15 protein-coding genes and 1 riboswitch are annotated in these 15,084 nt (G+C 57.6%); of the genes, 1 reads left to right on the top strand and 14 read right to left on the bottom strand.

Features of this window, described 5'->3' with window-relative positions:
* Nucleotides 1-60 precede the first annotated feature (60 nt).
* From MJ257_RS23025 to MJ257_RS23090, 14 genes are all read right to left on the bottom strand, one after another.
* Nucleotides 61-960 carry a phosphoribosylaminoimidazolesuccinocarboxamide synthase gene (locus MJ257_RS23025; RefSeq protein ID WP_240271446.1) on the bottom strand — a complete coding sequence of 300 codons (900 nt, stop codon included), beginning with the start codon at nucleotides 958-960 and terminating at the stop codon, nucleotides 61-63.
* A gap of 27 nt (nucleotides 961-987) precedes the next feature.
* A complete protein-coding gene (gene purB, locus MJ257_RS23030) occupies nucleotides 988-2,286 on the bottom strand; it encodes an adenylosuccinate lyase (RefSeq protein ID WP_240271447.1) in 1,299 nt (432 codons plus the stop codon).
* Nucleotides 2,283-3,482 carry a 5-(carboxyamino)imidazole ribonucleotide synthase gene (gene purK / locus MJ257_RS23035; protein ID WP_240271448.1) on the bottom strand — a complete coding sequence of 400 codons (1,200 nt, stop codon included), beginning with the start codon at nucleotides 3,480-3,482 and terminating at the stop codon, nucleotides 2,283-2,285. The genes purB and purK overlap by 4 nt, the downstream gene beginning before the upstream one ends.
* On the bottom strand, nucleotides 3,479-3,976 hold the full coding sequence (gene purE, locus MJ257_RS23040; protein WP_240271449.1) for a 5-(carboxyamino)imidazole ribonucleotide mutase: 498 nt from the start codon (nucleotides 3,974-3,976) through the stop codon (nucleotides 3,479-3,481). Before purE ends, purK begins: the two co-directional genes overlap by 4 nt.
* A 231-nt stretch (nucleotides 3,977-4,207) precedes the next feature.
* Nucleotides 4,208-4,309: riboswitch (purine riboswitch) on the bottom strand.
* 191 nt (nucleotides 4,310-4,500) lie between these two features.
* The gene (locus MJ257_RS23045) at nucleotides 4,501-5,412 is read right to left on the bottom strand and encodes a response regulator (RefSeq protein ID WP_240271450.1); all 912 of its coding nucleotides are present in this window, start codon (nucleotides 5,410-5,412) and stop codon (nucleotides 4,501-4,503) included.
* A 67-nt stretch (nucleotides 5,413-5,479) separates the two neighbouring features.
* Nucleotides 5,480-6,787: an ATP-binding protein gene (locus MJ257_RS23050; protein WP_240271451.1), complete on the bottom strand. Its 1,308-nt coding sequence runs from the start codon at nucleotides 6,785-6,787 to the stop codon at nucleotides 5,480-5,482.
* Between the two features lie 110 nt (nucleotides 6,788-6,897).
* Nucleotides 6,898-7,548, bottom strand: a complete 651-nt coding sequence (locus MJ257_RS23055) for an amino acid ABC transporter permease (protein WP_240271452.1) — start codon at nucleotides 7,546-7,548, stop codon at nucleotides 6,898-6,900.
* Nucleotides 7,549-7,563: 15 nt separating this feature from the next.
* Nucleotides 7,564-8,214, bottom strand: a complete 651-nt coding sequence (locus tag MJ257_RS23060) for an amino acid ABC transporter permease (RefSeq protein WP_240271453.1) — start codon at nucleotides 8,212-8,214, stop codon at nucleotides 7,564-7,566.
* A 134-nt stretch (nucleotides 8,215-8,348) separates the two neighbouring features.
* Nucleotides 8,349-9,203, bottom strand: coding sequence for a glutamate ABC transporter substrate-binding protein (locus tag MJ257_RS23065; protein ID WP_240271454.1), 855 nt, complete (start codon nucleotides 9,201-9,203; stop codon nucleotides 8,349-8,351).
* A 31-nt stretch (nucleotides 9,204-9,234) separates the two neighbouring features.
* Nucleotides 9,235-9,963 carry an amino acid ABC transporter ATP-binding protein gene (locus MJ257_RS23070; protein ID WP_240271455.1) on the bottom strand — a complete coding sequence of 243 codons (729 nt, stop codon included), beginning with the start codon at nucleotides 9,961-9,963 and terminating at the stop codon, nucleotides 9,235-9,237.
* Nucleotides 9,964-10,618: 655 nt separating this feature from the next.
* Entirely contained in the window at nucleotides 10,619-11,053 is a 435-nt protein-coding gene (locus tag MJ257_RS23075; RefSeq protein ID WP_240271456.1) for a universal stress protein, read from the bottom strand.
* Nucleotides 11,054-11,080: 27 nt separating this feature from the next.
* A complete protein-coding gene (locus tag MJ257_RS23080) occupies nucleotides 11,081-11,398 on the bottom strand; it encodes a DUF1294 domain-containing protein (RefSeq protein ID WP_372489884.1) in 318 nt (105 codons plus the stop codon).
* A 93-nt stretch (nucleotides 11,399-11,491) separates the two neighbouring features.
* The gene (locus tag MJ257_RS23085; RefSeq protein WP_240271458.1) at nucleotides 11,492-11,629 is read right to left on the bottom strand and encodes a hypothetical protein; all 138 of its coding nucleotides are present in this window, start codon (nucleotides 11,627-11,629) and stop codon (nucleotides 11,492-11,494) included.
* Between the two features lie 80 nt (nucleotides 11,630-11,709).
* Nucleotides 11,710-13,842 (bottom strand): DNA topoisomerase III, encoded by a 2,133-nt coding sequence (locus MJ257_RS23090; protein WP_240271459.1) that lies wholly within the window; start codon nucleotides 13,840-13,842, stop codon nucleotides 11,710-11,712.
* 198 nt (nucleotides 13,843-14,040) lie between these two features.
* On the opposite strand from MJ257_RS23090, the gene MJ257_RS23095 reads away from it, so the two are divergent.
* Nucleotides 14,041-15,048, top strand: a complete 1,008-nt coding sequence (locus MJ257_RS23095; protein ID WP_275693952.1) for a ketoacyl-ACP synthase III — start codon at nucleotides 14,041-14,043, stop codon at nucleotides 15,046-15,048.
* Nucleotides 15,049-15,084: the final 36 nt, after the last annotated feature.

Consider the following 15,084-nt stretch of genomic DNA (forward strand, 5'->3'; position numbering starts at 1 on the left):
AGCGAATGGCCCAACGAGGAGTACGGTGGCCCACTCCTACTCCTACTCCTACTCCAGCCCCTATTCCAGCTCCGCTCCGGTCAGCCGCCGGTAAATGTCGCGGTAGCGCCGCGTCGTCTCTTCGACGACCTGCGCCGGGAGCGGATCGGGCCGGCTGTTTTTATCCCAGTCCGAACCGGCCAAATACGTCCGAACCGGCTCTTTATCCATGCTGTCGATCTCGATGTCCAGCGCGTAGTTCTCCTTGGCCCAAAACCGCGACGCATCCGGCGTAAACATCTCGTCGATCAAAATCAACTTGCCGTCCACCAGCCCGAATTCCAGCTTGCAGTCGGCGAGGAGAATGCCGCGGTCCTCGCAGTAGTCACGGGCGAAGGCGTACATTTCCAGACTGCGGTCCCGCAGCTGTTCGGCCAAGTCGCGGCCGACTTTGTCCGCCATCTCCGCAAACGAGATGTCCTCGTCGTGACCGACGTCGTTTTTCGCCGCCGGGGTAAAAATCGGCTCCGCCAGCTTCGCGTTCTTCCGCAGCCCTTCCGGCAGCCGGATGCCGTTGATCGCGCCGGTCTGCTCATACTGCCGCCAGCCGCCGCCGGTCACGTAGCCGCGCACCACGCATTCGATGTCGATGCGTTCGGCCTTGCGGGTCACCATGATCCGCTTCCGCAGCGCCTCTCGATGCTCCGCCGGAATCACGTCCCCGAGCCGATCTACGTCCGTGTGGATCACGTGGTTATCCAGCAGATGCCGCGTCTTGTCGAACCAAAATGCGCTTAGCCGGTTCAGCACGTTGCCCTTGTCCGGCACCGCCGGCTCCAGTACGTAATCGAACGCGGAGATCCGGTCGGTGACCACGATCAGGAAAAACTCGCCGAGATCGTACAGCTCCCGGACTTTGCCTTTGTACAGCAGCGGGGCGTTCACCATATCCGCCGCCGTCGAAATTGCCGGTACCGCCATGAATGCTCTCCTCCCCCAATACAAACTCTACTCGATCAACCCAAGCTTCCGGAAAATCGTATCCACATGCTTCAAATGCCAGGACGGATCAAACGCGTCGTCGATTTCCTCTTTACTCAAGACGGCGGTAATTTCCGACGTCTCCTCAATGATGTCGCGGAACTGGCGCTGCGTTTCCCACGCCTGCATCGCCCGCGGTTGTACCGTGTCGTAGGCTTGCTCGCGGCTGAAGCCTTTGTCGATCAGCTTCGTCAGCACGCGGCCGGAGAACGGCACGCCAAACGTGCGGCCCATGTTGCGCTTCATATTTTCCGGGAATACCGTCAGATTCTTCACGATATTGCCGAAGCGGTTCAGCATATAGTTCAGCAGCATCGTGGCGTCCGGCAAAATGACCCGCTCCACCGAGGAGTGGGAGATGTCGCGTTCATGCCACAGCGTCACGTTTTCGTAGGCCGAAATCATATGGCCGCGGATCACGCGGGACAAGCCGGAGATATTCTCGCAGCCGATCGGGTTGCGTTTATGGGGCATCGCCGACGAACCTTTTTGCCCTTTGGCGAAGGCTTCCTCCACTTCGCGGAATTCGCTTTTTTGCAAAGCGCGGATTTCCGTGGCGAACTTGTCGAGCGACGTCGCGATTAAAGCCAGCGTCGCCATATATTCCGCGTGGCGGTCGCGTTGCAGCGTTTGCGTCGAAATCGGCGCAGGACTCGTGCCCAGCTTGCGGCAAACGAACTCTTCCACGAACGGATCGATGTTCGCGTAAGTGCCGACCGCGCCGGAGATTTTGCCGAACTGGACGTTATCCGCCGCGCGGCGGAAGCGCTCCAGGTTCCGCTTCATTTCCTCGTGCCAAAGCGCCATTTTCAAACCGAAGGTGGTCGGCTCGGCATGTACGCCGTGTGTCCGGCCCATCATCGGGGTATCTTTGTAAGCCAACGCCTTGTCCTTTAAAATCTCGATGAAATTTACGATATCCCGTTCCAAAATTTCATTTGCCTGCTTCAGTAAATACCCCAGCGCCGTGTCCACAACGTCCGTGGAAGTCAGGCCGTAGTGCACCCATTTCCGCTCGGAGCCCAGGCTTTCCGATACGGCACGGGTAAACGCGATAACGTCATGGCGAGTTTCCTGCTCGATCTCATAAATTCGGTCGATGTCAAACGAAGCCTTCTCGCGCAGCAGCGCTGCGTCATCCTTCGGGATCACGCCGAGCTCGGCCCAAGCTTCGCAGGCGCACAGCTCAACTTCCAGCCAGGCCTTGAATTTGTTCTCCTCCGTCCAGATCGCTCTCATTTCCGGTCTGCTGTAGCGTTCGATCATTTACGTTCATTCCTCCAAATGTTGGTTTGCTCTATCCAACGCAGCCCGTCCTCCACATTGCGGCAGATCAGGTTGATGTGCCCCATTTTCCGTTTCGGCGCGGCTCCGTGCTTTCCATATAAGTGTACTTTGGGGATCGCCGTGAATCCAGTTGCCCCCTCGTCCCCGTCAAACCAGCGGCCCGCAGCCACCGCTTTGCGGACGCCCTCCAAATGTTCGCCCAACACGTTCACCATCACGACCGGCGTCAACAGCTCCACCGGGCCGAGCGGCAAATTGCAGATCGCCCGCACATGCTGCTCGAATTGCGAGGTCGTGCAAGCCTCCATCGTGTAATGACCGGAATTATGCGGCCTTGGCGCCAGTTCATTCACGAAGAGCTCCCCGCCTGCGGTCAGGAACATCTCCACCGCCAACAGTCCAACCGCTTCCAAGCCTTCGGCGATTCGGGCCGCCAACCGTTCGGCCTCCCTTTGCACTTGCTCCTCCACGCGGGCCGGTACGATCGACACGTGCAAAATATTGTCGACATGGATATTCTCCGCCACCGGGAACGTCTTTATCTCCCCGCGCGGGCTTCGTGCCGCAATGACCGACAGTTCCTTGACGAACGGGACGAATTGCTCCAACACGAGCTCCGTTCCGGCTCGGCTCAACTCGGCGTACGCCGGCGTTATTTCGTCCTCGCCGCGGATCACCCATTGGCCTTTGCCGTCATACCCTCCGGTGGCCGTCTTCAGCACGGCCGGGAGACCCAACCGGGCCACGGCCGCGCGCAGCTCCTCCTCGCTGCCGATCTCCGCGTACGGCGCTACCTTGACGCCGGCCGCTTCGATGGCCCGCTTCTCGCGCAGCCGATGCTGGGTTGTGTACAGCAATCGGCTGCCTTGAGGCACGTACGACGCTTCCTCCAACAACGCGGCAACGCCAGCGTCCACGTTTTCGAATTCGTACGTGATTACGTCGGCCCGCTCCGCCAATTCGCGCGCAGCGGCCTGGTCGTCGTAGCGGGCCACGATTTGGCTGGCGACCTGTCCGCAAGGCGCATCCGGCGTCGGATCCATCGCCACGAACCGGTAGCCGAGATGGCTCCCGGCCAGCGCCATCATCCGGCCCAGCTGGCCGCCGCCCAGCACGCCGATCGTTGCGCCCGGCTCGATGACCGGAGTGCCGCTGACGCCCGGTTTGCCGCTCATTCGGCCGCTCCTAACTCCGAGCCGCTCTCCAGCACCTCGGCTTGGATCCGGTCGCGCCGCTCCTGCACCCGGCGCATCACCTCAGGGTCAAACGCGCCCAGCATTTGCGCCGCGAGCAGCCCGGCGTTGATCGCCCCGGCTTTGCCGATGGCTACCGTCGCCACCGGGATGCCGCCCGGCATCTGCACGATCGACAGCAGCGAGTCGAGCCCGTTTAGCGCGGCCGACTTGACCGGCACGCCGATGACCGGCAGCGTCGTTTTTGCCGCCACCATGCCCGGCAGGTGGGCGGCCCCGCCCGCTCCCGCGATGATGACCTTCAGTCCGCGGCCTGCGGCCTGCTCCGCGAATTCGAACATCAAATCCGGAGTGCGGTGCGCGGATACGACGTTTTTTTCGTAAGGAATCTGCAGTTCTTCCAAAACGTCACAGGCATGGGACATCGTTTCCCAATCCGATTTGCTGCCCATGATTACGGCGACTTGTGCTGTCATGCTTCAACCTCCATACTTTACTTTTTGAACCTAGTGATTTATAGATGGCCGAATACGGAAAAGGGCCCCGAACTTCCTGGAAAATAACGAAGATTTCCCGAAATTCGCGGACCCTGAGGAATACGAAACCTGCGTACGGACAGCCAAGAGCCGCGCCGACGGCAACGCAAAGCCCGGCGCTTGCAAGCCCAGGCTCATAAAAAGAAGGCCTTCCGTGCGGAGTAGCCTTACCTTCATCACGTATTCGCTCGTAGTCCGAAAATTTACGGTTCTCGGGTAGAAACTTCCGGGCCCTATCCCCGGCATTATACGAGATTATGAGGTTCGGCGGCGAACCGCCTTTCCTCTCCTAGTTTACCAATGGCGGACACGACATGTCAACTCAAATCCGAACATTAAATGATTGTAAAAACCGAATGTTCGTTTTTGAACAATGTCACCGAAAAAGGAAAACTTACTTGGCCGCAAAAAAAACCTAGCCCGTAAAAAAACGACTAGGTAAATTGAAATAATCGCAGCCTCACTCATCCGCCCAACTGCTCCTGCAATTCGATGTACAACACCTGCAGGAACTTCTTGATGTTCACTTTCCCCTTGCCGTAGCCCGGCTCCCGACCTTCCTCGATCTCCTTCATCTTCAACCGCACGTCTTCAAAGTCAAAATAAAGCGGCGCATAATACTCAAACCGAGGGTTGCCGTAATCCGTCAGGCCCAGCGAAGCCAGGTTCGTTAACCCTGCCGTCAGCGCGCGCCTCAGCCGTTGCTCAATCGCCTTGACTTCCTTGGCGATGTCCTCGGGCCTCGTCTTGTACGTGGCCGCAGTCCGGCGATACAGCTCCTTCAAAGGCGGCAGGTTGCTGCCGGCTTCGCTCCCCTGTCCAAGCAAAATCTCCATCATCGCGATCATATCGCGGCTGCCGCTTTCGCCGATCAGACCGAGATTCATCAGGATCGGCTGAATCGCCTCGCGGACCGTCCGCTTGCCCGGCGCGGCTAGCGTCGCGCTGCGAAGGCCTTCCAGCTTCTTCAGGCTCGATTTGATTTCCTCCAAATAATGGCTCATCGCATACCGTTCGTTGATCTTCCGCAGCACCGTCTCCACTTCGATCCGGTTGATCGGCTTGCGGATGAAGAACTCAATCCCGCTCCGGTACGCCCGTCCGACTAGATCCTGGTTTTCGATCTGGGAGATCATCACGAACCGCGAGCTGCAGCCCTGGGCGCGCAGGGAATCGATCGCCTCGATTCCGTCCTGATCGGGCATCAGCAGATCCATCAACACGATGTCCGGCGACTCGCTCAGAATTTGCCGCACGCCCTCCGCTCCGCCGCCGGCCGTCCCCGTCACCTCACCCAGGCCGCTGTCCTCAATAATGTGCTGCAGCATTTTTCGCGCACTGGCATCATCGTCTACGATACAAAAAGAGAGCGGCATCGGTTACACCCTCCTCAACGTTTGGTAAGTCGCGTTTTTGCCCGGATCCGTGTGGTTGACCCCTTTATTACGTTGGAGCCGCCGACTTCCGCAGTTGCGGCGTCGGAATGCGAATTTGGACCATTGCCCCGCCCAGCCCCGGCGCTGTCCCCAGCAAGAGTTCCCCGCCAAAGCGGGTCACGATGTCGCGCACATGGGATAAACCGATCCCCGTCGCCGCGACCCCTTCTTCATCGAATTTGGTCGTAAAGCCCGGTTCGAGCACCATCTCCCGCTCGTCCCGCGGAAAACCGTTTCCGCTGTCGCTCACCGTCAACAACGTCCATCCCGCTTGCTCTCGGACCTCCAGATGAATCTGCCCCCGGCCTTGGATGGCTTCCACCGCATTGGCCGTCAAGTTCCCCAGCAGCGTGAGCAAGGGAATGTAGTTGGAGGTGGCGTAATCCAGGGTCATCTTCTGCGTAAAAACAATTCGCTTGCCCAGCATTTCGGCATACTGTTGCGTGCTATCGATGGTATATTGGACCAAGCCCGACAAAGGCATATCCCCCGGGACCTCGCGGTCCGTCAGCTTGATCAACCCGGCCAAAATCCGCTGCGAATCCTTCTTCACCTCATGGATTTGCTGCGTGATCCCCAGGACGTGGCGCTTGTGCTCCTCCTGGCCCTCATCCGACAGCCGTCGATACAACTCATAGCTGCGCAAGGTCAGTTTCTCCAGCGTACCGATCGATTTTTTCAGATAAAACACTTCCCCGTACAGTCCGGAGCTAAAGCTGAGCATCTGCTCGATCCGGCGGTTTTGCTCCTTTTGCACGATCCGCATTCGGCTGACGGAAATGCTGCTGTAAATGCCGGTGACGAAATACGTGCGCAACATCGCGATCGCCATCAAAAACGTCCATTCATTGAGCTTAAACGTGGCCGTGCCGGTTACCAGCAATCGAGTCAGCAGCTCCGCCTCGTTGGACAGCAGATCGATCACCGCGGTCACCGCCCCCAGCACCAAAGGATAGAAGCGATCCAACCGCCGTTTAATCACGCTCATCCCTAAAGCGAACACGATGTAATACACCGCCGCCGAACAATGCCTCGTCACGCTTTCGGCCAAAGTCAATCCGTTGCCGAGCGCCTGATCCAGTCCCGTGCGAAACAGAAGCACCACCGCGCCAGAGATGACGCCCGTGATAAGATACGGCAATCGCCTCAGCAGCAGCAAGAACAACAAGAACGCACTGCTCCCCAAGCCGATCCGAAAAATATCGCCGTCAAACGGGTTGATCTTCAGCTCCCCGGCCAACGCCGTCCCGATGGCAACGACCCCGATCTGAACGTACGCGGATCTATAGAAGGACTTGAAAAAAACGTTCTCCATCCCCGCTCACCCGGCTCCCGTGAGATATATTGCCCCTTATCGTACCATAACAAGAGAAGGGTGCCTATACCTGATATGCCATTATATGTCAGAGTAATGTTAGATGATGCCTAAGCCTGCCGAGCTTCCAAACGCCTGGAGATGACCGATAACACAAAGTTGACGAAAAAATAAATCAACGCCACCAGCAGCAAAATGGGAATCGTATAGGTGTAGCCGTGGCCGATGACGATTCCGGCGTGATGCATCAGCTCCGGCAGGGAGATGACGACCGCCAGCGACGTGTCCTTGAGCAGCGAGATGAACTGGCTGACCAGCGGCGGCACCATCCGCCGCAGCCCTTGGGGCAAGACGATGTGCCACAACGTCTGCAACGAGCTTAGTCCGGACGAACGGGCTGCTTCAATTTGGCCCTTGTCGATGGAGGCAAGTCCGCCGCGCACGATTTCCGCGATCATCGCCGCCTCGAAGATGGTCAATCCGGTTACCGTCGCGGCCACGAGTCCCAATTTGATGCCGACCTCCGGCAAGGCGAACCGCATGAAGAAGATGATCAAGAGCAGCGGCAAATTGCGGATCAGCTCGACTCCCACCAGCAGGATCGGCGATAGTATGGGCAGCTGCGTATAGCGAATCACACCCACGATGCAGCCGATCAGAAAGCTCAGCACGATGGACGCCCCGGCGACGATCAACGTCACGTAAAGCCCATCCGCCAAAAAACGCAAATTCTCCGCACTATACGCTCCCGCAAAATCCATCGAATCCCTCCTTCCTCAATACTTCCTCTCGAGCCTGCGCTCCCATAGCCGCACCCCATAACTCAAAGGCAGCGTCAGCACCAAATAAAATAAAGCGACTAGAATATAAGTATCAAACGTCCGATAAGTTTCCGTATTCACGATGTCGGCAAAATACATCAAGTCCAATCCGGCAACGATCGTCAACACGGACGAATTCTTGATCAAATTGATGAATTGGTTCCCCAGCGGGGGAATGACCAGCTTGATCGCCTGCGGCAGGATAATATGGATCATCGTCTGCGCGTAGCTTAACCCGGACGAGCGCGCCGCCTCCGTTTGCCCTTTGGGGATCGCCAGGATACCGGCGCGGATCGCCTCGGCGATGAACGAAGACGTGTACACGGCCAATCCGATCGTTCCGGCCGTAAAGCCGTCCAGCGGCACGCCCAACGCAGAAGGTCCGTAGTAAAAAATATATACGACCAGCAGCAGCGGAATATTGCGGATAAATTCGACGTAACCCGTCCCGAACCAACGCAGGGGCCGGACGGGGGCGATGCGGAACACGGCGATCAAGGCTCCCAGCAGGAAGCTGCCGGCCAGCGCCAGCAGGCTGGATAGGACCGTTCCCCGGAACCCTTCCAGGTAAACGTCGAAATAATCGGTCAAAATCGTAAAGTCCATTCGGTTTCATCCCCTTCCTTCAACCGGAGTCCAGGCCGGACGGTCGATTAAGCGGCCGCCCCCCGCCCCCGCAAACGCGAAAGGATGGGGAGGCGAACCGCCTGTTCCATCCTTTCGCTTGTTCAAGGAACGAATTATTCGCCCGGTTTCTTGCCGATCCATTTCTCGTAGATCTTATCGTACTCCCCGCTGTCGTGGAGCTCCTTCAACGTATCGTTAATGGCTTGCACGATATCCGCGTTGCCTTTTTGCACCGCAATGCCGTAAGGCTCGTCGGTGAACGGCTTGCCGACCACCTCGTAATTCGGATCCTGGGCCGCCATGCCGTACAGGATCGCATCGTCCGTCGTCAGCGCATCGCCTTGCCCCGCCTTCAACGCGTTAAACGCATCCTGGTAGTTGTCGAATTCCAGCACCTTGATGCCATCCACTTGATCGCGGATATTTTTTACCGAAGTCGAGCCTTTGCTGCCCAGCACCGTCGAATCGGCGGTGAGGCTCTCGATGCCCGTAATCGGGCTGCCCTTCTTCACGAGCAGCGATTGCCCCGCCTGGAAGTAAACATCGGAGAAGTCGACTTCCTTCTTGCGCTCCTCGGTTATCGTCATCGTGGCCACGATCATGTCGATCTCGCCGTTATTCAGCATCGGAATCCGCGTCTTGGAGGTGACCTCCTTTAATTCCAGGGCGTTCTCATCGCCGAGAATATGCTTCGCGATCGCCTTGGAGATGTCGACGTCGAATCCCTCGACGTTACCGCTGGCCGGATCTTTCAAACCAAACAGCTTCGTGTCGTATTTCACGCCGACCACCAGCTTGCCGCGGTCTTTGATTTTGCCCAAAGCCCCGGCCCCGCTCTCCCCGGCCGCCGGAGCGGCATTCCCGCCGTCGCTGGCCGCATTGCTGCCTCCCCCGTTACTGGCACAACCCGCCAATACCGCCAACGCGCATACCGCCGCAATACCGATTAGCCTCCAACGTTTCTTCATCTTCTTTTCCTCCCCTTAATTTCCGAAATTTTCAGTGGCTCAACAAACGGCTGAGGAACGTGCGCGTCCGCTCTTCCCGCGGGTTGGCGAAGAATTCCCCCGGCCCTGCCTCTTCCACGATTTGCCCTTGGTCCATAAAAATGATCCGGTCCGCTACCTCCCTGGCAAACCCCATCTCGTGCGTGACCACCACCATCGTCATGCCTTCCCGGGCGAGCGTCCGCATGACGTCCAGCACTTCGCCGACCATCTCCGGATCGAGCGCCGAGGTCGGTTCGTCGAACAGCATGATCTTCGGCTTCATCGCCAGCCCGCGGGCGATCGCCACCCGCTGCTGCTGACCGCCCGACAGCTGGGACGGATACGCCGATGCTTTGTCGGCGATGCCCACCTTCTCCAGATAAAACATCGCCGTCTGCTCGGCCTCTGCCCTGGAGATGCCCAGCACCTTCATCGGCGCCAGCGTAATATTGTCGATCACCTTTTTGTGCGGATACAAATTAAAGTGCTGGAAGACCATCCCGATATCCCGGCGCAGCTTATTGATATCCGTTTTGCGGTCGTGGACCGGCAGGCCGCCTACCGTCAGCTCGCCGTTCGTGATCGTCTCCAGCCGGTTAATGCAGCGCAGCATCGTGCTTTTTCCCGAACCGGACGGACCGACGACTACCACGACTTCCCCTTCCTCAACCTGCAAATCAATCCTCTTCAGCACGTGAAAATGACCAAAATGCTTATCAACCTGGTGAAAGCGGATCAACGGCAGCCCTCCTTTCAGCGTTCGGATGTTCTTTTCAACCGCCCCTGCCACGGGCCGATGTGAGTAATCGTAACATTTGAACATAACCTTACTTTGGCGACTATAGAAAACTACATTTTCCTACGTGTCGATTTGAAAATCGCCCAAAATTTATTTGTTCTTTTTGCCGATTCTGTCGGACAAGCGTCAGTTTTCCTTACAGCAATCTTCCCTGACCTAAATCGAAGAAGCTCTGAAGAAGTTCTGAGGAAACTCTGAAGAAATTAAAAAGCTCTAACGCTTGTATAGAACGCTATTTGCGCCTAAACCGGGACTTACGAATTGTAACGCTTATGGGAAAGCTTATTTTCCGATTTCCACTCCAACAAGAGCGGTTTTCGCCCCTATAAGCGCGCTGGTCAGCGTTAGAATTCAAACTCCCTTCTTTTCGCCCAAATAAGCATTCTGGCAAGCGTTAGACTTAAAACGAACCCCACCCTTCCGCACGCACTACACGCACTACACGCACTACACGCACTGAACACTGAACGCACTACACGCACTGAACACTGAACGCACTACACGCTCCGCACGAACCGAACCACGCCAACCAGTTCCTGCGCACGCAAAAAAGCCTGACCGAATCGTTTCGGTCAGGCTTTTGCAAGCAAACTCTTTATTTTACGACGAGCACCGGGATCCGGGCATGCTGGACGACGTTATGGCTGACGCTGCCAAGCACGAATTCGCGAATGCCGCCTAGTCCGCGGCTGCCGATGACGATCAGATCCGCCCCGTTTTTCTGGGCGTACTCCAGAATCGTCTCCGCCGGAGCCCCTTGATCCATCTCCACCTTAGGCTCCAGGCCTGCGGCCTCAAGCCGGCTCTTCGCCTCCTCTGCCGTTCTTTCCGCCAGCTCGTAAAAATCCTTGTTCATGGAAGTGGGTACCGGCGCAAATCCCTCGGCCACGTAAAAGCGCGGGAAGTCGTAAACATGCAGGACCACCAGTTTGGCCCCGGGCGTCGATTTGCACAACTCGATGGCTTTGTCCAGCGCTTTGTTCGCCGCTTTCGAACCGTCGTACGCGGCAATGATTTTGTTAAACAGCATGGAAAGCACCTCACTTGTCCCAAGAGTTTATATTAAAAAATACCCATAAAGCACGGCGTTGAATAGAAGCAGCAGCGGAATGCCCACCCTAAAGCTGAAATGCTTCGTTTTATGGCGTTTCGCATTCATGGCCACGAGTACCCCTAGCGCGCCCCCCAATGCAGCCAGCAAAAACAGCGTTCGCTCGGGAATCCGTTCGCGCCTCTGCCTGGCCCGCCTTTTGTCGTCGGACATGACCAGATAGGCGACCGCATTGATAAACAGAAACCATACGAATAACCCTGTTCTCGTATTCGCCGCCCCCTTTCGATCTCCACGCTCGAATGTCGACGTTCCTAACTCTATTATACCTCAACTACGGGGCACCGGCATCTTTTCGTCAAAATCGCTTCTATGTAGAAAGCTCCCCAAGAGGGGAGCCGCAAACGCTTAAAACAATCAGGGTTCGTTCTTCGGAATTTCGTTCAGGTTGGGCGGGTAGTCGGCCTGCTTCTTTGGCTTGGCCGCCACGGTGGGTTCCATCAGTCTAGACTTGTTCTGCTGGTTTTCGGTCTTCCGCGCTTTATGATGCGGCACCCTCATCACCTCCGAAACTTAGCGTCCCGTAAAGGCGACCGATTTATGCGGCCCAAGGACCGTCCGCCGTGACCGGCGGGTTAATCGTCGCCCTTCTTCTCCAGCGCCGCCTTCAGCAGCTCGCCGAGATTGATCCCGCCGGACTCCTGCTGCTGGGAATATTGCTTCACGAGCCGCTGTTGCTCGCGTTTGTTCATATGCTTATCTTTATCTTTCCCGAGCACCTCGGTAATGCCGCAGGATAAACACTGCACGTACATTCCTGCCTTGCCTTCCTTGAGCTCCATCTTCTTGTGGCATTGCGGACAACGGCGGTTGGACAGGCGCTTCTCGCCGGAACGGCGATAGCCGCAGTCTTCGCTAGGGCAGATCAGCATCAAGCCGCGCCCGGTTTTCTTCTCGAGCAGCCGCGTCCCGCAATCCGGGCAATGGCTGTTCGAGACGTTATGCGGCTTGTACGTGGCTTCGCTGCGTTTCACGCCTTGCACGAGGCTGACCGCCATTTCCCGGATGCCGCTGAGGAACGGCCCCGGCTGGCCTTGTCCGCGGGCGATCCGCTCCAGCTCCGCCTCCCAGCGGGCCGTCAGCTCCGGCGTGCGCAAATCGGACGGCGCCAGGTCGATCAGCTGCTTTCCTTTGCCGGTCGGGTGCAGGAAGTTCCCTTGCCGCTCGATCGTATCGGAGCTGACCAGCTTCTCGATGATGTCCGCCCGCGTTGCCGGCGTGCCCAACCCGTGCTTCTCCATTTGGGTCAGCAGGGCTGCTTCCGTGTAGCGCTTCGGCGGCTGGGTCCGCCCCGGCGTCACGCGGCAGCGCTGCACCTTTACCGTCTCTCCTTGGCTCAGCTCCGGCAGAGCCGCACCGCTATCGGCATCCTCCTCGCCGCTTTCTTCGTCCTCCATGGCTTGACCGTCATACACGGCCCGCCAACCGGCGTCCTTGATCGTCGTCCCCTTTGCGTGCAGCGTCTCGCCCACTATTTCGACCGTCACGCTGACTTGATCAAACCTTGCCGGCGGATAAAACAAACTGATAAACCGCCGCACGATCAAATCGTACAGTTTGCGTTCGTCCGCGCTCAGCGCGTTCAGCAGCACCGTTTGCTCCGTCGGGATGATCGCATGGTGATCGGTCACCTTGCTATCGTCGACGACCCGCTTGCTCAGTTGCAAAGAACCCCGCAGCAGCGGCCGGGCCAGCGGTGCGTAAGGGCCGATAGCCACGCTCGTTAACCGTTCTTTGAGCGTCTCCGTCATGTCGGACGTCAGGTAACGCGAATCCGTCCGCGGATAGGTCACCAGCTTATGCTGCTCGTACAGCCGCTGCAGCACGTTCGACGTCTGCTTGGCCGAAAATCCGAGCAGCCGGTTGGCGTCCCGTTGCAGCTCGGTCAAATCGTAAGCGAGCGGGTGGGGCACCGTTTTTTCGTGCTTGACCAGCTTGACGATTTGGCCGGAAGCTCCTTCAAGCTTCGGTTTCAGCGCGTTCAGCCGCTCCGCGTCAAAAATGCGGGCATCGCCGTTTCCACCTCGCCAAACCGCTTCAAACTTGCCGAAGTCGGCGCGCAGCATCTGGTATTCCTCCGAGCGGAAACGGAGAATTTCGTTCTCCCGCTGCATGATCATGCCCAGCGTCGGCGTTTGCACCCGTCCGGCCGAGAGCGGTGAGCCAAACTTGGTGGTCAGCGCCCGGGTCACGTTAAGTCCGACCATCCAGTCAGCCTCAGCCCGGCATCGTGCCGATTGGTACAAGCGCTCATATTGGCTGCCCGGCTTCAGCGCCGCGAACCCTTCCTTGATCGCTTTGTCCGTCTGCGACGAAATCCATAACCGCTGAAACGGTTTATTCCATTTGACCATATCCATGATCCAGCGGGCGAGCAGCTCGCCCTCTCGGGCGGCGTCGGTCGCCACGATCAGCTCGCCGATATCCTGGCGCCGCATCAGCTGCTGTACCGCCTTGAACTGGTGGCTGCTTTCGCGCAGCACCTTCAGCTTCATTTTGTCCGGCAGAATCGGCAAATCCTCCAGCGCCCAGGTAGCGTACTTCGCGTCATAATCCTCCGGTTCAGCCAATCCGACCAAATGACCTAACGCCCAGGTCACCACGTACTTTGGCCCTTCAAAATGACTTTTATGCTTATCTCGGCTGCCCATCACTCGCGCGATTTCCCTGGCGACCGACGGCTTTTCCGCCAATACCAATGTCTTCATAAGTTCGTTCGAACACTCCTTTCCTCGGAACTATTATACCATTGGCTGTCTCCTGCACGCGAAACCAGACATCAAAGCAGGTTCAAATACATGTTTTGCATGAAACGTTGGAAGGTTAAGAATAATCATGATATAATCATTTTAACACCTGGTACTAAAACCTGATACTAAAATATCGATAAAAAGGAGCTGATACGGTTGACCACACAGATATCCCTTTCCAAGGCCCGCATTACCGCACTGGGGACCTATGTTCCCGAAAAAATCCTGACCAACGGGGATTTGGAGCGGCTCGTAGAAACGAGCGACGAGTGGATCGTGCAGCGAACGGGCATCAAGGAGCGGCACATCGCCGCCGAGGACGAATTCACCTCGCACCTCTGCATCCGGGCCGCGGAGCAGCTTCGCGATGCCTATCAGATTACGCTGGATGACGTCGACTTCATCATTGCCGCTACGACGACGCCGGACTTTTCTTTTCCGACCGTTTCCTGCCGGGTTCAGCAGCATTTCGGCATGGAGCGGGCCGGGGCCATCGATCTGAACGCCACCTGTGCCGGCTTCGCTTATGCCCTGCATTTGGCGAACGGCATGATCAGCTCCGGCCTGCATCGCAAAGTCCTTGTCGTTGCCGGCGAAACGATGTCCAAAATCACCGACTACACCGACCGCAGCACCTGCATCCTGTTCGGGGACGGGGCCGGGGCCGTGCTGGTCGAAGCCGATCCCGAGTTGCCCGGGTTCGAATCGTTTATTCTCGGGACGAACGGGGCCGGCGGCATCCACGTCTACCGTTCCGGGCTGGCGGATCAGATGGACGGTCAACCGCTCGAAGGGAAGGGCAAAATTGTGCAAAACGGCCGCGAAGTGTTCAAATGGGCCGTCCGCACCGTTACCGCCGGAATCGAGCAACTGCTGGAGCAAGCCGAGCTTACTCGCGATGACATCGACTGGTTCGTTCCGCATAGCGCCAATCTGCGCATGATCGAGTCGATCTGCGAGAAAGCGGACCTGCCGCTCGCCAAAACGCTGCAAAGCGTGCAGGATAGGGGCAACACGTCCTCCGCTTCCATCCCGCTGGCTTTGCAGTCCGGCGTCGACACGGGCAGGCTGAATTTCGGCGATCGCGTGCTGCTGTATGGCTTTGGCAGCGGCTTAACCCATGCCGGCTTAATCCTGCGCTGGGGCGTCCCGGACTTGGCCTAACCCGTATAATGAAAAAAAGTCGATCAGGAGACCGGG

Origin of the sequence: Paenibacillus timonensis, assembly GCF_022427145.1 — a bacterium.
Lineage (GTDB): Bacteria > Bacillota > Bacilli > Paenibacillales > Paenibacillaceae > Fontibacillus > Fontibacillus timonensis.

Coding starts and splice junctions, on each gene's coding strand:
- MJ257_RS23025 (WP_240271446.1), bottom strand. CDS start 960: ATGGCGGTACCGGCAATTTCGACGGCGGCGGATATGGTGAACGCCCCG.
- purB (WP_240271447.1), bottom strand. CDS start 2,286: ATGATCGAACGCTACAGCAGACCGGAAATGAGAGCGATCTGGACGGAG.
- purK (WP_240271448.1), bottom strand. CDS start 3,482: ATGAGCGGCAAACCGGGCGTCAGCGGCACTCCGGTCATCGAGCCGGGC.
- purE (WP_240271449.1), bottom strand. CDS start 3,976: ATGACAGCACAAGTCGCCGTAATCATGGGCAGCAAATCGGATTGGGAA.
- MJ257_RS23045 (WP_240271450.1), bottom strand. CDS start 5,412: ATGCCGCTCTCTTTTTGTATCGTAGACGATGATGCCAGTGCGCGAAAA.
- MJ257_RS23050 (WP_240271451.1), bottom strand. CDS start 6,787: ATGGAGAACGTTTTTTTCAAGTCCTTCTATAGATCCGCGTACGTTCAG.
- MJ257_RS23055 (WP_240271452.1), bottom strand. CDS start 7,548: ATGGATTTTGCGGGAGCGTATAGTGCGGAGAATTTGCGTTTTTTGGCG.
- MJ257_RS23060 (WP_240271453.1), bottom strand. CDS start 8,214: ATGGACTTTACGATTTTGACCGATTATTTCGACGTTTACCTGGAAGGG.
- MJ257_RS23065 (WP_240271454.1), bottom strand. CDS start 9,203: ATGAAGAAACGTTGGAGGCTAATCGGTATTGCGGCGGTATGCGCGTTG.
- MJ257_RS23075 (WP_240271456.1), bottom strand. CDS start 11,053: ATGCTGTTTAACAAAATCATTGCCGCGTACGACGGTTCGAAAGCGGCG.
- MJ257_RS23090 (WP_240271459.1), bottom strand. CDS start 13,842: ATGAAGACATTGGTATTGGCGGAAAAGCCGTCGGTCGCCAGGGAAATC.